This is a genomic window from Aporhodopirellula rubra (assembly GCF_014192335.1).
In the GTDB taxonomy this organism is placed as follows: domain Bacteria; phylum Planctomycetota; class Planctomycetia; order Pirellulales; family Pirellulaceae; genus Rhodopirellula; species Rhodopirellula rubra.
On sequence record NZ_JACHXU010000006.1, the window covers coordinates 131,754 to 148,821 of the forward strand.

The window sequence follows — 17,068 nt, forward strand, 5'->3', positions numbered from 1 at the left end:
TTGCAAATTGAGCAAGAGGCGAAGACGTGGATCGGACAACTCTACAACACGAAACGGCCCCCCCGAAGAAAATCTTCGCTCTGAGTGGCTGGTAATTTGTGACGGTTCTTCCGGTTGTTCTACGTGTAGTGAACGTTCGGCCCAATCGACCCACAGAATCAGCACATTCCGCCACTACCGCGTTCCGATGAGACGAGAGAACGAGATCACGATCGATGCCTCGCGCCGTCATTAAAGAGCACGCCATGAATCATTCACCACTCTCTGTCGTCGAATGCCGTCGTGCAAAGCGTACGCTGCTCTCCGCAGCCCTGGTCGGTGCCACGAGTCTCGTGATCAGCGGCGCAGAGGTGTCCGCTCAACAAACCAATCCTTTTGTGAAACAGAACCTCGATCGCGGTTTCGCCAGCGTCCCCGCGGGAATGCCGCACCAGGCGAACACGCCCGTTGCCCAGGCGCGACTCCAGATGCCGCAGGTCGGCGCGAATAACGCAGTCGCTCTTTCTGGCGTGACACCGACACTCAACACACCTCGTGAAACACCCGCCACCGCCGCAATCGGCCATGCCCGTCCGGTTCATGTGGGCCCGGATTGGGCTGCGTTCACGCCGCAGTCTTTCTCTGCTGATTCTGTCACCCCACAGCCACAGCCGACGTTGGCCTCTTCGACACCGAAAACCGTCCTGCAAACGCCCACCGCCGCACCGACGCCTCGAGACATTTCGGCAACGCCGCAGGTGGCGATGCGTCCATCACGTTTACCCGCTGCAGACAGCGGAGATTACTCGAGCAACCTTCCTGTCGAGGTCGCACCTCACCTTGCAACGACACAGGCCTCTCTGGCCAGCGCCGCGCAGCAACGTTCGCGTTTCGTCGCCGCCACGCGAACGCCGCCGACCAGCGGAGCCGCCGTTTATCTCGCTTCGCAGACCGCTCAATCTCAAATTGACGAAGCCGCGAAGCTGTTCCGACAAGCCAGTTTGGAATACGACTGCGCCGCGTACGCATCGGCAGAAACATCGGCTTGGGACGCACTGGAGAAAGCCGCACAGGCGATCGACTTGTCCGCCGCATCGAATCCTCGATCCGCACAGAATGCGTTTGGGGACAACACTCAGGAGAGTTGCCTCGAGCGACTTCACCAAGGCCGCCGGGCGATCATCGAGGCGCAAGACTTCGTCGGCCCGTTCGCCCAAGAGAACCGGCAAGCGATCTCTCGATTAGCACGTGCGCACCAAACCCCCATCGTTCGTGAAACGTTGCCGCCGATGACGGCGCGGTATTCGGCCGAAGCGTTAGCCCGGTTTGGAAAAACCCCCGCGGCTGCAAACGACTCCGCCGATCTACCCACCGCGAGTGAAGCGGTCGACCGCTATCTCGATTTCGCACGCACCAAATTCAGCGTGATCGCCGGCCAAAGTTTGCTCGCCGCACAGACGATGGATTTGCTCGCCGCGATCCGCCTCGGGCGAGCCCAACCGACTCAACTGCCCGGTCCGACGGCGATCTGCCTGCGACGGGCGGCGGTCCAGGGACAAAGCGACAATGCTGACTTGGTTGCCAAGCTCGGCCATCATCTCGCCGATATCGGATTGATCGACGAAGCCCGCTGGGCGTTGGGCCATTCACTGACGTTGCAACACAACCCGACTAACGCGGCACGACTAGCGAGCCTCAATGCGACGGCCACTCGTGCCAATTCGATGTCGTCGCACGGCTCATCAATTCTCGCGGCGACGCGTCCGCGAATGCCTCAGCAGCAACCAAATCGTGTACCGGAGATCACCACGGTATCGCCGCAGCAGTTCGCCGCGATCTCACACAGCGTCATCCCGGGTTCTCCCGAACGGCCCGAGATGGCGTCACAGTCACTCAATCAGGCGAGGCCAAACCAGACGCAACCGACAGACAATCCGACCGAAGTGCCATTTCAAAACGAAATGCAATATCAGAACGCCTCTGCGACAACCTCGAGCCCCAAGGCTCCGTCACCTCGATCGTTCTTCCGCGCAATGACGGCTTCGTTTAAGTCACCGACAGCCCGCGTTGAACCACCGACCGCGTTGCCACCAAACGTGCCCAACCAATTGCCATCAAACCAATTAGCGGCGAATTCCATCGCACAACCTTATGGCGGCACCCCAGCCTATGGCAGCAACCCAGCCTCTGGTGGCACCACCGTCGCGAACGGCAACCAGGCAGCACCAACCGAACCGGAAGAACGCGAAGGGCGAATCAGTTCACGATTGCTGCCCGGCATCAAGAAGTGGTGGTAACGAATGAAACCGAATCATTTGCCACAACGCCGTCTTACCTTTTCGCGACGCCCCACCATGATCCCCATGCCTCATCGCTTACTGAAACCTTTGCTGATGATCTGCGCCGTCATCGGCATCCAGTTCCTGTCAGCACTCGACCTGACGGCACAAACGTATCTGAGTGAATCTCGGATCGTTGGGCCTGGTTATGCGACCGTGACATCCACGAATGGTTGCACCGCCTGCGGCACCACTCTTATCGCGGGCCCGCAGGGTTACGGTTGTCCGAAGTGCATGATGGGCGTCGACTGCGCAACCGCCTGCGGCAGCGAGGCGCGATGGCAGGACATGCGTCCGATGCGATTCGACGCCTACGGTCCCGGCGGGTATGCCGGTCCATCGCGTTTGCAACACCTCGCCAAGTACCACGTGCGGCCCGGTGACGAAATACAAATCGTGTACTTGGTCACCCGCCGGCAAGACAACGGGCAATACCGACTGATGCCCGGTGACGAAGTGTCGATCGAGTCGATCGCCGACGAAGACTTGGATCGGGGCACGTTGCAGAACGGGCTATTGATCCAACCCGACGGGACGATCACGGTACGTCTGCTCGGGCAAATCCAAGCGGCCGGTCTCACCGTGGAAGGATTGCGAGCGTTGCTCGAACGAGAATACGAAGCCTTCTATGACGATCCCGCGATCGACGTGACTCCCGTTCGGACCAACACGCTCGCCGAAGACATCCGCGCCGCCGTCGGTGGTCTCGGCGGGTTCACCGCTCAGGCGATCACGGTCACCGTGATGCCCGACGGGCACATCCGCTTGCCCGGTATCGGGGGCGTCAACGTGCAAGGCTTCACTCTCGAACAGCTCAAACGAGAAATCAATCTGCGATACGCCGAAGTGGTCGTGGGACTCGAGGTCGAACCGATCCTCACCCAACAGGCACCGCACTTCGTCTACATCCTCGGTCAGGTCAGCCTTCCCGGTCGTCAAGAATTGACCGCGCCGACCACCGTCCTGGGTGCGATCGCCTCGGCAGGCGGACACCTGCCAGGCGGGAATTTGCGGCAAGTCGTGATCTTCCGCCGCGCCGAAGATTGGCGATTGGTCTCCACGATGCTGGACCTCAATGGCGCGATCCGGGGAAAACGCCCCACTCCCGCGGATGAAATATGGCTCCGCGATGGTGACGTCGTGATCGTGCCCGAACGGCCGATCCAGGTATTCAACAACTTTGTCAATCAGGTGTTCACCGAAGGCATCTACGGTATCATTCCCTTCGGCGGCTTTTCGGTTTCTCGCGAAGGCCTCTAACGCTCGCCGGATGCACGGCCGATCACCGCTCGGTCTGCTCTTCGAACAATTTTTCGAATCAGATCACGCGTGCCACCTTTGTTGATACCCAAACACTTTCACGCCTGAGTTCATGGCATGTCGGAACTGAAACAACTCTTTGAAACGCTCGCCAAGAACAACCGCAAAGCATTGATGCCATTCGTCACGGCGGGCGACCCGGACATTGCTACGACCGCGGCCGTGATCCGAGCGGCCCAGAACGCGGGTGCCGATCTCTGTGAAATCGGTGTCCCCTACAGCGACCCGATTGCTGACGGGCCGGTCATCCAAGCGTCTTATCAACGGGCACTTGATGCGGGTTTTCGACTCAAACACATCTTTGACCTAGGCAAAGACCTCAGCCAATCGAAACCGACTCCCGTCACCATGCCGCGAGTCACCATGGTCAGCTACTCGATCATCTACCGCACCGGGATGGCGAAATATGTTGAGCAAGCAATGGAGGCGGGCTATTGCGGAGCGATCGTTCCCGACCTCCTCGTCGAAGAGGCCGAACCACTGAGCAAAGTCTGCCAGGCGGCCGGGTTTGACCTGATCCAACTCGTCACACCGACCACCACTCGCGACCGCCAACGCCGGATCGCGGACCTGACGACCGGTTTTCTGTACTACGTATCGGTGACGGGAATCACGGGAGAACGTTCGGCATTGCCTTCGGACATCGTTGACAGCGTGTCGTGGCTGAGAGAACAAACCGAATTGCCGGTGTGCATCGGCTTCGGAATCAGCAGCCCTGAAACAGCCGCACAACTCGCACCGATCGCGGACGGGTTGATCGTCGGCTCGGCGATCGTACGTCGGATTGCCGAAGCGACAAACAAAGCCAAACAGACAGGCGCCGATGCGAGCGAAGCGGCAGCCAAAATTGTTGAAGAATTCTGCGGCGAATTACGCAAAGCCATCGACGGTGCGTTGGTCAAATCCTAAGCGTGACAGAATGGTTGGTGGCAAGACAGATAGCGAGCCGGTGTGAATCAGAAAGCGTCCAATTTTTGACGCACACGCAGCCATCTACTTTCGAGACAACAGCAACGTTTCGCGACGACTGTGACGATGGCCTGTGTCTACTTTTGCGGTGAAAGGTAAATCGCCTCGCCGGTGATGCGTCGCCGCAACTCTTCGTCCGACCACGAAATTTTGCCTACCGCCGGATCGCCGATCAGCCATCGGCCTCCATCGGTTCTGCCCAAGACCGTGATGACATGGCCCGAGAACCGACTCCCTAGAAAGCGGTTGTCCATCGGCATCCCCGGCATCGCTTCAAAACTCACCAATGCCACATTGGGCAACTGATCCGAATCCAGCCACTCCGACGGATCACGTTTGGCCACACGGGCTTCGTAACCGTGATCTTCGGCGGTCGTCTTGAGCCCGCGGTAAAGCCCCAGTGGGGCCGTCCCCAACGTACTGCTCAAACACGCATCGGCCATCGAATGCTCACTCGTGTTGATGCCGTGATGCTTTAACAGCGTGACGGCCGCCGCCGGTGCACAACTGGCCGCATGAGACTGCATGCAAACGCCGCGGTTCCATTTCGGAACGGCGTCCAACGTCAACGGAAATAAAACCGGACGGGCAATCGGTGTCACCACGTATCCGATCGCCAAGACCATCAAGCACGCGGTCACCACGGGGCGAAACGCTCGGCGTAGGCCGCGAGTGTGCCCCACCAAACCGCTCGTAAACCCCAATGCGATCGGCGTCACATTGGACCAGTAGAGGACCGAACTGGACGAAATCGCTTCCGCCCAAACCAATCGCCCGAAATAACTCCAGGCCAACACAAACGCCAATCCGATCGACACAGCCAGGACGCCCGTCTCAACCCACTGTGATTTGAGTGTCCAACGATGCCCGAGCCGGTAGGCTAGGAGGGTCAAGACCGTCATCGCAACGACTGCTAGAGCCAATTCGAAATCGGTCGCTGACATTCCTAAAATCATCGGTAGCCCCTCCGAACGGGTTACGTTTGTTCGGCTCGTGTGTTTTACATGCGAAGGCGCGTGAATTTCACGTTAAGAATATATTAACAGTGTGGGAAGCCCACGGTAATACTAATGTTTCGTCAAAAACGTATTCATTTCGCCAACCAATCTGCAGCAAACCCCAGCGGCGAGAGACTCAACCACCGAAGTTCCTACCGCTAGAGACCCGACCGATCGGTGCGATTCACGAGCCCCACGATTTCTCGTGATCGGATGCCACCCCAACGGCGGCTGTCGATCGACAGCGGAACGTTGTCGCCGACAACGAACCACTCGTCCGCTCCGAGACGCCAACAGGCCCCCGGGGACGTCGATTGATTGGCGAGTTGACGCGTGCCGCCTGAGTTTCGGTCTTCCCGATACAAGACATCTCGCTCAACCCGCAGATCGCGAATCCGAAGAATCGACTCCGATTCGCTGGGGTTCGGCGAGCTGACTCCCCGGAATTTGACGGTGTCGAAGTCAAGCAAACGTCGTTCCAACATCAGCCCAATCGGTTGCGTTGGCGACAATTGGTCATTGAATGCGTCGCCGATCGCGACCCCATTCGCGGGCTTGACCGCCACATCGGGTAGAGAAGCGAGCCCGGCGTGAAAACGCAGATCCAGACTCTCGTTGAGACCGAACCGGTGTGATTGGCTCTGAATCTTGATCCCATCGGGAGTCCAAAAGCCGATCCCTACCGCGAAGTCCATTCCTGCAATGTTCATTCCCACAGGATTGGTCTTCTCATCGTTCTCCTGCATGGAGCCGGGCTCTATGGAATTCGAATTCTCCGTGTTCGATTCGACCGACAGCCGAAAACGCACTGACAAACCGTCCGCCGGAAACAATCGCCGGTCAATGCCCAGGTTTGAGGGGTAATCGTCGAGAACCCTCACCGGACGGTCGCCTCGGTAAACGGTGCGGTGGCCATAGATGAGTGTGCCACCCCGCCACGACGTCCAACTGCGATCGTGTTGACGCGTCCAATCGCCAACATCGCCACCTGCGTCTCGCGGCACATTTTGCCATCGCGATGACACACGGTAAGAGTCAAAATCGACCGGAATCGTGACCGCCGAAGGTAGCCTGGCACGCTCACCGTCGACGAGCAACCGTCCGAACTCATCGCAGGAAACCGTTTGTCCTGGTGTTGCAAGGACGCGTTTGACGTGGGTCATCGACGGTTCACTTTCGCGTCGAATCAAGGCCACGTCTCCCGTTCGCAGTCTGCCAGTGTCACAGGCAACCACCTCGATCAGGTCGGGTTGTAACGCCCGTTTAGTGAGCACGCTGCTCAGATAGTCTCCATCCCAGTCGGTTCCACAATGCCAGCAAACAATCGCTGAACCCTTCCGCGGCTCACTCACCGATCGCTCCAGTGCGGCTTTTAGAATCTGCCGATCGACGCGTGTCACGACTTCGCAGTGCGGACACGCGATTTCATCCGACGCGTCCCACAGCGTCGGGATCATCGACGGCCCCGACACACGATATCGCTGCGTTCGTGCCGACGAGTTTGAATCCGACGAACAACCGGAGAGGCCAAACATTCCAGCGGCGCCTGTCGTCAACGCACCGACGGTCGCGGTTAAGACCGATCGGCTCGCTAATTCGCGGCGTGAGTACCGGTTCAGTGGCTCAGGAGTCATCAGACATGCAACGCGTGGTTTTGAAACCGGTCTTGCGGTGGCCGCGACAAAAACGCTAACAGCCAAGATGCAACGTACGGACGCGTTGAAATGTTGGGCTTTGAAAGATCCGTTCGCCGGATTTTTGTCGCCCGCCAGAACCTTCTCCGGCTCTGCCGCCGGGGAACCCTGAGGAAACGGAATCCTACCATGTCACATCGTTTGATCGGCAACGAAGCCAACCATCCTTTAGCAATTGTAGTCGAATCGGTGGCTTCTCAGCTTCTGATGAAACACCCCGCTCCGATTCACCTCGAAGTCGACATCGATTTGAGCCTTCGTCTGCCCGTCGACTCGTCGTCGCTCAGCCAACTCATCGACAGCCTCGTCCGCCAAGCGATCTTAGAAATGGCAGACGGCGGTGAACTCACCATCACCGCGTGCGAAACCGCAACGGGTGTCGATATTGAGATCGCCGACACCGGTTGTGACGTCGAAACCCGAGCCTGCAAATTGCCGATGATCGCTGCCGCGATGGCCGCCGAACTCACCTGGCAAAATTGCCCGCAAGGCGGCGGCGCGGTGACGGCAAGATTGCCAATTTATCACCAAGCCCAACGGCGAGCCGCCTGAGATGTTCAACCCGTTGGCTGCGACCACAATCGGCGCACTCGAACAGACGATCGCGTTTACCGAACGTCGTCACGAGTTACTCGCTGGCAATATTGCCAACCTGAGCACGCCCGATTACCGCAGTCGCGACCTCGACGTTGACGAATTTCAGACCGCACTGGCCCGCTCCATTCGAGATCCTGAACCCTCGAACCGGGCGATCGAAAACACCAGCCCCGTGATGCCGGATTGGTCAGGCGTCCTTCCCGGGATGTTAGGCCATCCGATCCTATCGGCCGAAGCCGCAGCAGCATCGGGTGTCGGCTCGCAAGCCAAAGACCCACAAATACAACACATCGGCCCGACCGAAGCGGTCACGCGAGATGACCGTTGGAGTGGACCGCGATCGGCCATGGAGTCGATCGTCTACCACGACGGCAGCGACGTGTCACTCGAAGAACAAGTCAACAAAATCTCGAAGAACAAACACCTTCACAATCTCGCCATCTCAACGATGCGAAACCAATTCGACCTCCTCCGCGCCGCCATCACTGAAAGGGCATAAGCATGATGAGTTCTCTTGACATCAGCACCTCGGCTCTCGTTGCCCAGCGGACACGTCTTAACGCGATCTCGGGCAACATCGCCAACATTTCGTCGCTGGTCGACGAAAACGGCAACCCGAGTCCCTACAAAGCCCGGCAGGTCGTCTTTCAAACCGATGAATCAACCGGCAGTGGCGAAGCCGCGGGCGTGAAAGTCTCGGAAGTCATGATCGATCAATCCGAACCACTCTATCGCTATCAGCCCGACCATCCGCTCGCGATCAAAGAAGGCGAATGGGAAGGTTACGTCGCGTACCCCAACATCGACCTCACCACTCAAATGGTCGACGCGATGGAAACCACGCGTGCGTACGAGGCGAACATTGGTGTCATCGAAATCAGTAAGGACATGAGCCGCCAACGCCTTGCGATTTTGGCGTAATTGAATGTCTGGTCCGATGCGATTACCGCCGATTGCGCCCCCGCCGCTGCCCTCCTATGCGCAGCCGCGACCGGGCACGATGCCGGGCTCATCCCAGACCGCCAACTCACCGGGTTTCTCGCTCAACCTTTCTCCCGCCAATCTCTCCCCCGACGCCGCAACGAACACGGCATCGTCCGGCGGCGGTTTGACGGGTGCCTTGATGGACCAGGTCAAAGGGGTGAACTCGATGCAGACCGGCGCCGATTCGATGATGAACTCATTGCTGACCGGCGGCGACGTGAACGAAGCCGAAGTGCTGACGGCCGTGCAAAAAGCCGACTTGGCATTCCGAATGTTGATGCAAATTCGTAATAAGTTGATGGACGCCTACCGCGAAGTCCAACAGATTCAAATCTAAGCCCCCATGCTCCAAAACCTTCTCGACCAATTCCGCAACGTCTTCCTGGCCATGCCGGTACCCTCGCGAGTCATCGCGGGGCTACTCGTCACGGTCATCGTGATCGCGCTCGGTTTCTTGGTTCGCGGAAACAGCTCTCCGCAAACCGAGTTCCTCCTCGGCGGCAAATTGCTCGATGAGAAGGACCTCGATGCCGCCGAGATGGCGTTCGGTAGCGCGGGCCTGACCGGATGGAAACGTGAAGGCCGCCGGATGGAAATCCCCTCGGCCCAACGCAGCGAATTTCTCGCCGCCTTGAACGCGTCGGCCGCCCTTCCGATGTCCCTGCGATCACACATCCAGGCAGCGATCGACTCATCGACTCCGTTCGAATCTAGCGAACAACGACTCGCGCGTGTGGGCCACGCGAAAGAACGCGACCTCAGCGACAACATCACCAAATTTTCCGACATCCGTTCGGCCAGTGTCACGTATGACCTCGGCGAACGCATGGGGCTTTCTCGCGGCCGGAAACAATCCGCGAGTGTCGTCGTGCAACCCGAAGGGCTCGACCCGTTGCCGCGTGCCCGAATTCAAATGATCAAAGAAATGATCCGCGCGTCCTTCGCAGGCATGTCTATCGATGACGTTCAGGTCACCGATACGAACGCCTCGGCGATGCCCGGTGACTCCGAAAACGACGACCCTCTATCGAAAAAACGTCGCGAGGAAGAGTCGTACTACGAACAAAAAATTCGCTCGCAACTCGCCGGTTACGGACAAATTCACGTCAAGACGTTTGCCGACATCGATCCCACGATGGGCATCGAAAAAGCCAGCCTCAAATTCGACGCTCAACCCACAACGTTATCGGAAACACGTCGCAAATTCGAAAACGAGTCGTCACGTCCGATGCCCGGCGGCGTGCCCGGAACCCAAGCCAACGCATTAAGCAATCGCCCGGTCAAAATCGACGCGACGACGCAAACGACTAAAACCAAAGAAGACCAAACGTCGAGCAACCGCGTCGCGGGTCAAGAATACGAGACGACCCGCACGGCGGCTCTCACGGTAAAACGCATTCGCGTGTCGATCGGTTTGCCGATGAGCTATTACCGCCAAGTCCACGTGCATAATTTCTTGCAAGACAATCCTGAAAAAACCGCCGATGACGTCGAAGCGTTGGGCGACGACGCACTGCAAAAACTGCGTGACTCAACGAAACTAGCGATTCAGTCGGCCGTCACTCCGTTGTTGCCCGAAGTCTCAGCGGGCGAAGACCGTTTTCCACTCGTCGAAGTATGGGATTACCCCGACCTGCCCGAGCGCACTGTCGCGTCATCAGGAACAGGTCAAGCCGCACTAACGTGGCTGGCCGATTCTTGGCAGTCGATCGCGATGCTGTTGCTGGCCGTGACGGCGTTGCTGGTCGCTCGCGGTGCCATGAAGTCGCTCGGCGGTGATTCCGATCCGGCTGGGTTCTCCGAAGGCTTCGGTCTCGAATTGCCCGCTCCCCCGGCTCCGGTTGAGGAAGCCGAGGGCAAGCACGACCAGATGGAAATCACCGGCGGATCACTCAAGTCCGAATTGGTGGATCTCGTCGAAGACAACCCCGAAGTCGCCGCCAACGTGATCCGCAGTTGGGTCGGAGACGCGGCCTAACGCCACCGCCTCATCCGCGACCAGGCGTGGCCCACACAACCATCGCCGGCGATACTCGGTGCGACTACTCAGTGGCTCTACTCAGTGGCGTTGTTCTTCCATTGTTTGGCGACGATCAATCTCGCACCGCGGCCGAACGTGACGTAGGACCATGCCCAGGACAGGAAGACAAAGAATCGGTTCCGGAATCCGTTGAGGTAGAGGATGTGAATCAGTAACCATCCCAACCAAGCGAGCGTGCCTTTGAGACGCAACCGACCGCTCTGCATGACCGCCCGCCGGCGTCCGATCGTCGCGACCTGCCCCTTATCCAGGTAATGAAAAGGACGACGAGTTTTCATCGACGTCTTGCCCGCTACTTCGGATCGGATCAGTTTGCCGACATAGTGCCCTTGTTGAATCGCTACCGGCGCGAGACCGGGCAAGGGGTTCCCCTCTTTGTCTTTCGCCGCCGCGAGGTCGCCGATCACAAACACCTCGGGATGCCCGGCGATCGAGAGGTCCTCGCCCACCTGCACCCGTCCCGCCCGGTCCGTTTCCACGCCGAGCGTCTTGCCGATCGGATTGGCCTTCACCCCGGCCGCCCAAATAACGGTACGGGCATGGATGAAGTCATCACCAACCTGCACCCCTTCGGCGTTGATGTCCGTGACGCGGTCACCCAATCGAACTTCGACACCGAGATCTTCCAACGCCGCTTTGCTGTATTGCGAAAGCGCATCAGGAAACTGTTTCAATATCCGATCACCGCTCTGGACCAGGATCACCTTCGCGTGAGTCGCGTCGATCGTCTTAAAATCGCGTTTGAGCGTATTGCGAGCCATCTCCGCGATCGCCCCCGCCAACTCAACCCCCGTCGGGCCGCCACCGACCAACACAAACGTCATGCACTTGGTCTGCTCCTCGAGATCGTCGGTCCGCTCGGCCGACTCGAACGCCATCAAAACACGACGTCGTATCTCTGTCGCCTGAGGGATCGTTTTCAAACCCGGTGCGTAGTCTTCCCACTCGTCACGGCCGAAGTAGTCATGCGTCGCGCCACAGGCCACGACGAGATAATCGTACGCCAACTCGCCGACCTCGGTGATAAGCACGCGTCGATCCACATCCACTCGATCGACCGTGCCCAAAAGAGTCGAGATATTGTCGTATCGATTGAGCATCGACCGAATCGGCGAGGCGATGTCCGATGGATCTAAACCCGCCATCGCCACCTGATACAGCAGCGGCTGAAACAAATGATGGTTGCGTCGATCAATGATCGTCACCGAACAATCCGGTGCGTTGCCGAGTTTCTTCGCCGCATTGATACCGGCAAAGCCACCACCAATGATCAAGACTTTCTTCACAGCCATCTGTGTTTTCCAAAAATTGATTGGACAAAATGGACTCGGACGAAACCGATCCCTTGTGAACACCTATCGCCAACCGGGCATGCCGACGGCGTTAATTGCAAACACCATCGGCGGGAACTCCGCGAGCGAAAACTCCAATCCTAAGTTATCTCCGGTGCAGACTCTGGTTTCGCTTCGGCCGCCGACGGCATTTCGGTGTCTCGCATCGTCAATTCATAATGGCGATACGCCAACCAGAACACGAGTCCGTTGAGCAAGTGCCACATGCCGTGCAAAGTGAGGATGTGGTTATTCGGGTTGCAAACGATGTGTAGAAAATCGAGCCACCAAAATCCCCAGGCGATCAAGAATGTCGCGACCATCGCGTAAGCCCACGGGGTCAGCTTTTGATCGTACAAACCACGGATCACAACGACGACCACGATCGCCCCAAACATCGGGCTCGCAAACGCGGTCGAGATCGACGACAGCACCGTGAGAATTAACGTGCCGAGAACGACCAACCCCATCAACACGGAACTGCCGGGATGATTCGGTCGGGCACGCTGTTGTTGCAAGGCCGCAATCGAGAGGATGAACATGAACATCCCGCTCAAATCGAGCGTTTCGCCCAAGATCGTGTTGCTGGCGTGAAAATACCCGGATGCGATTCCGGTCCACAACGAGGCGCCGCCGAGCAACCTCGCCAACGGGCGTTTCGCATGCAGCAGGATCACGATGCCCGCGATGATTGGACCGATGTTCGTCCATGTGTCCGCGGGATGCGCGATCGCTCCGTCGAGCGTTGCCTCGCAAAACTGCATTCGCGCGGGTTCGAAAAGCCAATTCATATACAGTCAACTGTCGGAGCGAAGGAGAAGCGAAAATGCTCGATACGAGGAATGAGAATACTCTCTCAACCTTTTCCGCGTAAGGATTCCAATCGCTTCGCCGCCTCAATCTTCATTCGCTCCGGCAATCCGAAAAACACGCCATCGTGTCTCACGACATGCAGTCAAAACGTGGACACGTGCGATGCCAAACCGAGAGACCTCTGACTACGCCGCTCGACTTCACGTTCGCCACCGGATCGTGTCGGAGAATCTCCCCCAAGAACAAAATACTCGGCACCCGGGATGACGATGACTCGCGAGTGCGGGCGTTTCCGCGCTCGAGAGTGTTGCTTCGGACAAGAGCATTTCAAATGATGACGTGCCCAGTCACAGTCGCTGGATTTGCCAGAAATCGGACCTCCGAAGTATGGCGAGATCTCTTTGGATAGTGACCTAGGAAGCAACGACTTCGGCATCGGCCTCTTGCTCGACGCTGCGAGCACGTCGACGACGTTTCTTCGGTTTGGTGATGCCCCATTCCTTCGTCAACATTTCAAACACCTCGGGCGTTTCGTATCGAACGATGTTCTTGCCCTCAGGCATTGGGCCGATCAGACCACGAAAGATCGGCATGCCGCGAAGTGCCAAATCCGTGCTGCAATCGTCGATGCCGATTTGCTCGTGACTGTCTAGCAATGGGTTGATCGAGGGATAATCGCGAATCTGCAACGATCCATCACCACCTCGGGCGACGACGCGGTACGTGTCTTTTTTCGACATATTGAAAACTCTTGGATTGAGGGCATTGGGAGGTGCTCCTGTATCATCGACACCACAACGATGAGTTCATCAGCGACACGTCTCGCCGCGGCACAACCGTGTTCGCGTGCCGAAAACCGAACAGCCGATCGAACCGTCAGAACCGCGCAAACGTGACCGCCTCAACGTTGACAGGTTGCTAGAAAACAACGGGTGGCCGTGCCCGCTCGTCTCTATTCTCGTTTTCTTATTCACCCGCGACACGTTGGTTTCCCATGGCTTTTTATCTCATTGTCGGCGCCGCCGGCGGAATCGGTTCGTGTCTGTGTCGTCGGCTCGTCGCGGATGACCATCGGGTAATGATGCTCGGACGTGACGAATCCAAACTCGCCGCTCTCGCCGATGAATTGAAACAACCCTTTGCGGTTTGCGACGCATCGGATTGGGACCGTCTCGCGGAGGTCACCGATCAAGCGATCGAAGAATTCGGCACGCTCGACGGTGCGGTCAATCTCGCCGGATCGATCCTGCTCAAACCTGCTCACCTGACGAGCAAATCGGACTTGCAAAATGTCATCGAACAGAACCTCGTCACCGCCTTCGGACTGATCCGCTCGGTTGCCCCAAAACTAAAAAAAGCCGGCGGCGGTTCGATCGTCTTGATGTCCAGCGGCGGGGCCGCGATCGGTTTGACCAGCCACGAAGCCATCGCAGCCGCGAAGGCGGGTGTGGCGGCGATGGCACGTGCGGCCGCGGCGACCTATGCCGCCGGTGGTGTCCGCATCAACACCGTCGCCCCCGGTTTGGTCAAAACCGAATTGACGGGCCGCGTTTGGCAGAACGAACGCTCCGCCGAAGCCAGCCGCGCGATGCATCCACTCGGTCGCCTCGGGGAACCGGCGGATATCGCATCGCTGATCGCGTGGTTGCTGTCACCCGAACAAACCTGGATCACCGGCCAGGACATCGCCGTCGATGGCGGGCTGAGCAGCATCAAATCGGCCACGCGTTGAACGATCGAGCGGACGAGAACCGGTCCGCCGTCTACGAATTCTCACTGCAGATTTCAACCGCAGTTGTGTCCGAGTGGACCGCAACGCCAAGCTCAAAAAACGAGTGAGAGCCTCCGATTCGATCCCCCAGGGTTCGCGTCGATGATGGATCGCACGTCGGGACCGCTGGCGAACATCGGGACAGGGGATAGTTTCGCCGCGTCAATTCATGTTCAATTGCGGCAAAATACGTCACCACTCGATTCTTTCTGAGAGATCCTGACCTGTGTCCCCATCCATCGACGGTATGTCTGGCCCACTCCCCTCGGGCCGTATCGCGGTCGTCGTCAGCCGCTACAACCCTGCCATTTGCGACTCGATGTTGAACGCAGCGGTCGAATCGTTGACCAACGCCGGCATCGCCCCCGAACGTCATTGGATCATCCGCGTTCCGGGTGCGTGGGAATTGTGTTGGGCCGTCGAGCAGACCTTTCAACACGCGGATGTGGTCGGCGCGATTGCGTTGGGTTGCGTGATCCGGGGTGAAACCACTCACGACGAACACATCAACCGCGCCGTCAGCGACTCGCTCATGAGCCAATCGGTGACAAGTGGTCGGCCAATCGGATTCGGACTCCTGACGTGCAACACGCTCGAACAAGCGATCCAGCGGAGCGGCGGTAGCGTCGGCAACAAAGGACATGAGGCCGCCGACGCGGTTCTCGAAATGCTGCGTCTCGCTCCCAAACTCCGCTAAATCAGGTGAATCGACGTGGAACAATCCTTTCTCGCATATCTTCGCGGTCGAACCCGCAGTTTGCCCTCCGTCGCCGTCGGCATCGGTGACGACGCCGCCGTGCTCGACCTTCCCGGCTCCGCTGCCGCTCTCGACCAATCCAAACCCCGCGATTCCTCATCGGACGAATCCGCCTCCGAAACACCCGCGTCGCCTTCTTTGCAACAAGTCGCCTGCACCGATCAGATTATCGACGGAGTGGATTTCTGCAGCGACTCACAACCGCTCGCATCGATCGGCTACAAATCGATCGCCATCAATTTGAGCGACATCGCCGCCATGGGTGCCACGCCCACGGCCGCTCTCGTTACGCTCGCCTTGCCCGCCCACAACGCCACCGAAATCGCCGGAGAAGTCTACGAGGGCATTCTGGAAGCGTGTGGCCAATATGGCGTCGCGATTGCTGGCGGTGACCTTTCCACCTACGACGGACCGCTTTCAATTAGCGTCACGTTGCTCGGAACCGTCACCGGTCCTTGGCTCCGCAGCGGTGCCCAAGAAGGCGACGTGATCTTCGTCACCGGGTCGCTCGGTGGCAGCCTCGCGGGGCGACATCTCCGGCCCGTCCCGCGCATCGAACTGGCAATCCGATTGCGTCAGTATGCGACCGTCAATGCAGCGATCGACATCAGTGACGGGTTCAGTTTGGACCTCGACCGGATGCTCGCGTCCAGCCGTGTCGGCGCGGAACTCGATATCGAACAGATCCCGATTTCTGACGCCGCTCACACGATGTCAAAGGACAGCGGACGCTCACCGTTGGAACACGCCTGGAGCGACGGAGAAGACTTCGAATTAATCTTCACGGTCAACGAAACCGACGCCGCGAAGATCGAACAACTCTCCGCCGATGAACTCACAACGACGGTCACCCGCGTCGGCAACGTTGTGGGACGAACCGGACTCTGGAAACGCGTCCCCGGCAGCAAACTCGAACGAGTTTTCCCACAAGGCTACGTGCACGGCGAAACCGATGAGTAAAACCTTCACGTTCGCGATGGGCGAATTCGATGCCGAATTCCCCACGCATTTTCTTTACAACAAGAACCACATGTGGGCGCTGCCATCGGTTGCACCCGGCCAAGAGATTTCCGGCGATGCCTCTCAGAGCTCAGCCGAAACAAAGCTGCGGTTTCGATTCGGATTGACCGCCTATGCCGTTCGGCTGTTGCAAGACGTGTACTTTCTCGAATGGATCGTCGAACCGCCAGCCACTCTCACGTCTCGCATGACGATCGGTTCGATCGAAAGTAAGAAAGCAGAAAGTGATCTGTTTTCCCCCATCGCCGGCACACTCACCGCGATCAATGACAACGTCCTGCAAGACCCCTCCCTGATCAATGCGGATCCATACGGCGCCGGGTGGATGATCGAAATCGAAACCACGCCCGAAGAAGCCTCCGAATTAATGTCTTCGGAACAATACGCCGAACACCTGATCGAAGCCTGGCAAGTCGCCCAACGAACGATTAAAGGTCAGGCCAACACGTAACCCA

General features: G+C 58.3%; 17 protein-coding genes. 12 read left to right on the forward strand and 5 right to left on the reverse strand.

What is annotated here, in order from left to right:
* Positions 1 to 245: 245 nt before the first annotated feature.
* The 3 genes from FHS27_RS10065 (at position 246) to trpA (ending at position 4,547) form a co-directional block, all read left to right on the forward strand.
* Positions 246 to 2,276 (forward strand): hypothetical protein, encoded by a 2,031-nt coding sequence (locus FHS27_RS10065; protein WP_246419390.1) that lies wholly within the window; start codon positions 246 to 248, stop codon positions 2,274 to 2,276.
* A 276-nt stretch (positions 2,277 to 2,552) separates the two neighbouring features.
* On the forward strand, positions 2,553 to 3,578 hold the full coding sequence (locus tag FHS27_RS10070; RefSeq protein WP_184305018.1) for a polysaccharide biosynthesis/export family protein: 1,026 nt from the start codon (positions 2,553 to 2,555) through the stop codon (positions 3,576 to 3,578).
* Positions 3,579 to 3,695: 117 nt separating this feature from the next.
* Positions 3,696 to 4,547, forward strand: coding sequence for a tryptophan synthase subunit alpha (trpA, locus tag FHS27_RS10075; RefSeq protein ID WP_184304781.1), 852 nt, complete (start codon positions 3,696 to 3,698; stop codon positions 4,545 to 4,547).
* 137 nt (positions 4,548 to 4,684) lie between these two features.
* Here trpA and FHS27_RS10080 read toward each other — a convergent pair whose 3' ends face one another.
* Together FHS27_RS10080 and FHS27_RS10085 are read right to left on the reverse strand one after the other, a co-directional pair.
* Positions 4,685 to 5,563: a cysteine peptidase family C39 domain-containing protein gene (locus FHS27_RS10080; protein ID WP_184304783.1), complete on the reverse strand. Its 879-nt coding sequence runs from the start codon at positions 5,561 to 5,563 to the stop codon at positions 4,685 to 4,687.
* Positions 5,564 to 5,763: 200 nt separating this feature from the next.
* Positions 5,764 to 7,239, reverse strand: coding sequence for a S26 family signal peptidase (locus FHS27_RS10085; protein ID WP_184304785.1), 1,476 nt, complete (start codon positions 7,237 to 7,239; stop codon positions 5,764 to 5,766).
* 189 nt (positions 7,240 to 7,428) lie between these two features.
* Here FHS27_RS10085 and FHS27_RS10090 point away from each other — a divergent pair, with 189 nt between their 5' ends.
* The 5 genes from FHS27_RS10090 to FHS27_RS10110 all read left to right on the forward strand — a co-directional run bounded on the left by FHS27_RS10090 (position 7,429) and on the right by FHS27_RS10110 (position 10,858).
* The gene (locus FHS27_RS10090; RefSeq protein ID WP_184304787.1) at positions 7,429 to 7,851 is read left to right on the forward strand and encodes a HAMP domain-containing histidine kinase; all 423 of its coding nucleotides are present in this window, start codon (positions 7,429 to 7,431) and stop codon (positions 7,849 to 7,851) included.
* A gap of 13 nt (positions 7,852 to 7,864) precedes the next feature.
* Positions 7,865 to 8,395, forward strand: coding sequence for a flagellar basal body rod protein FlgB (locus FHS27_RS10095; protein WP_246419394.1), 531 nt, complete (start codon positions 7,865 to 7,867; stop codon positions 8,393 to 8,395).
* A gap of 2 nt (positions 8,396 to 8,397) precedes the next feature.
* Complete coding sequence (gene flgC, locus FHS27_RS10100; protein ID WP_009097673.1) at positions 8,398 to 8,817, forward strand: flagellar basal body rod protein FlgC; 420 nt, start codon at positions 8,398 to 8,400, stop codon at positions 8,815 to 8,817.
* A 79-nt stretch (positions 8,818 to 8,896) separates the two neighbouring features.
* Complete coding sequence (gene fliE, locus FHS27_RS10105; RefSeq protein WP_246419396.1) at positions 8,897 to 9,217, forward strand: flagellar hook-basal body complex protein FliE; 321 nt, start codon at positions 8,897 to 8,899, stop codon at positions 9,215 to 9,217.
* Between the two features lie 6 nt (positions 9,218 to 9,223).
* On the forward strand, positions 9,224 to 10,858 hold the full coding sequence (locus FHS27_RS10110) for a flagellar M-ring protein FliF C-terminal domain-containing protein (RefSeq protein WP_184304793.1): 1,635 nt from the start codon (positions 9,224 to 9,226) through the stop codon (positions 10,856 to 10,858).
* 77 nt (positions 10,859 to 10,935) lie between these two features.
* On the opposite strand, the gene FHS27_RS10115 is transcribed toward FHS27_RS10110, so the two are convergent.
* From FHS27_RS10115 to FHS27_RS10125, 3 genes are all read right to left on the reverse strand, one after another.
* The gene (locus FHS27_RS10115; RefSeq protein WP_184304795.1) at positions 10,936 to 12,213 is read right to left on the reverse strand and encodes an NAD(P)/FAD-dependent oxidoreductase; all 1,278 of its coding nucleotides are present in this window, start codon (positions 12,211 to 12,213) and stop codon (positions 10,936 to 10,938) included.
* Between the two features lie 140 nt (positions 12,214 to 12,353).
* Positions 12,354 to 13,043, reverse strand: a complete 690-nt coding sequence (locus FHS27_RS10120; protein WP_184304797.1) for a ceramidase domain-containing protein — start codon at positions 13,041 to 13,043, stop codon at positions 12,354 to 12,356.
* 435 nt (positions 13,044 to 13,478) lie between these two features.
* Complete coding sequence (locus FHS27_RS10125) at positions 13,479 to 13,805, reverse strand: hypothetical protein (RefSeq protein ID WP_009097684.1); 327 nt, start codon at positions 13,803 to 13,805, stop codon at positions 13,479 to 13,481.
* 254 nt (positions 13,806 to 14,059) lie between these two features.
* Between FHS27_RS10125 and FHS27_RS10130 the strand changes: the two genes are divergently transcribed.
* The 4 genes from FHS27_RS10130 to FHS27_RS10145 all read left to right on the forward strand — a co-directional run bounded on the left by FHS27_RS10130 (position 14,060) and on the right by FHS27_RS10145 (position 17,064).
* Positions 14,060 to 14,797, forward strand: coding sequence for an SDR family NAD(P)-dependent oxidoreductase (locus FHS27_RS10130; RefSeq protein WP_184304799.1), 738 nt, complete (start codon positions 14,060 to 14,062; stop codon positions 14,795 to 14,797).
* A 286-nt stretch (positions 14,798 to 15,083) separates the two neighbouring features.
* A complete protein-coding gene (ribH, locus tag FHS27_RS10135) occupies positions 15,084 to 15,533 on the forward strand; it encodes a 6,7-dimethyl-8-ribityllumazine synthase (RefSeq protein WP_184305019.1) in 450 nt (149 codons plus the stop codon).
* Positions 15,534 to 15,548: 15 nt separating this feature from the next.
* On the forward strand, positions 15,549 to 16,553 hold the full coding sequence (gene thiL / locus FHS27_RS10140) for a thiamine-phosphate kinase (protein ID WP_184304801.1): 1,005 nt from the start codon (positions 15,549 to 15,551) through the stop codon (positions 16,551 to 16,553).
* On the forward strand, positions 16,546 to 17,064 hold the full coding sequence (locus tag FHS27_RS10145) for a glycine cleavage system protein H (RefSeq protein WP_184304803.1): 519 nt from the start codon (positions 16,546 to 16,548) through the stop codon (positions 17,062 to 17,064). Before thiL ends, FHS27_RS10145 begins: the two co-directional genes overlap by 8 nt.
* Positions 17,065 to 17,068: the final 4 nt, after the last annotated feature.

Coding starts and splice junctions, on each gene's coding strand:
- trpA (WP_184304781.1), top strand. CDS start 3,696: ATGTCGGAACTGAAACAACTCTTTGAAACGCTCGCCAAGAACAACCGC.
- FHS27_RS10110 (WP_184304793.1), top strand. CDS start 9,224: ATGCTCCAAAACCTTCTCGACCAATTCCGCAACGTCTTCCTGGCCATG.
- FHS27_RS10130 (WP_184304799.1), top strand. CDS start 14,060: ATGGCTTTTTATCTCATTGTCGGCGCCGCCGGCGGAATCGGTTCGTGT.
- FHS27_RS10090 (WP_184304787.1), top strand. CDS start 7,429: ATGTCACATCGTTTGATCGGCAACGAAGCCAACCATCCTTTAGCAATT.
- FHS27_RS10120 (WP_184304797.1), bottom strand. CDS start 13,043: ATGAATTGGCTTTTCGAACCCGCGCGAATGCAGTTTTGCGAGGCAACG.
- fliE (WP_246419396.1), top strand. CDS start 8,897: ATGCCGGGCTCATCCCAGACCGCCAACTCACCGGGTTTCTCGCTCAAC.
- flgC (WP_009097673.1), top strand. CDS start 8,398: ATGATGAGTTCTCTTGACATCAGCACCTCGGCTCTCGTTGCCCAGCGG.
- FHS27_RS10115 (WP_184304795.1), bottom strand. CDS start 12,213: ATGGCTGTGAAGAAAGTCTTGATCATTGGTGGTGGCTTTGCCGGTATC.
- FHS27_RS10080 (WP_184304783.1), bottom strand. CDS start 5,563: ATGATTTTAGGAATGTCAGCGACCGATTTCGAATTGGCTCTAGCAGTC.
- ribH (WP_184305019.1), top strand. CDS start 15,084: ATGTCTGGCCCACTCCCCTCGGGCCGTATCGCGGTCGTCGTCAGCCGC.
- FHS27_RS10070 (WP_184305018.1), top strand. CDS start 2,553: ATGATGGGCGTCGACTGCGCAACCGCCTGCGGCAGCGAGGCGCGATGG.
- FHS27_RS10125 (WP_009097684.1), bottom strand. CDS start 13,805: ATGTCGAAAAAAGACACGTACCGCGTCGTCGCCCGAGGTGGTGATGGA.
- FHS27_RS10065 (WP_246419390.1), top strand. CDS start 246: ATGAATCATTCACCACTCTCTGTCGTCGAATGCCGTCGTGCAAAGCGT.
- FHS27_RS10085 (WP_184304785.1), bottom strand. CDS start 7,239: ATGACTCCTGAGCCACTGAACCGGTACTCACGCCGCGAATTAGCGAGC.
- FHS27_RS10145 (WP_184304803.1), top strand. CDS start 16,546: ATGAGTAAAACCTTCACGTTCGCGATGGGCGAATTCGATGCCGAATTC.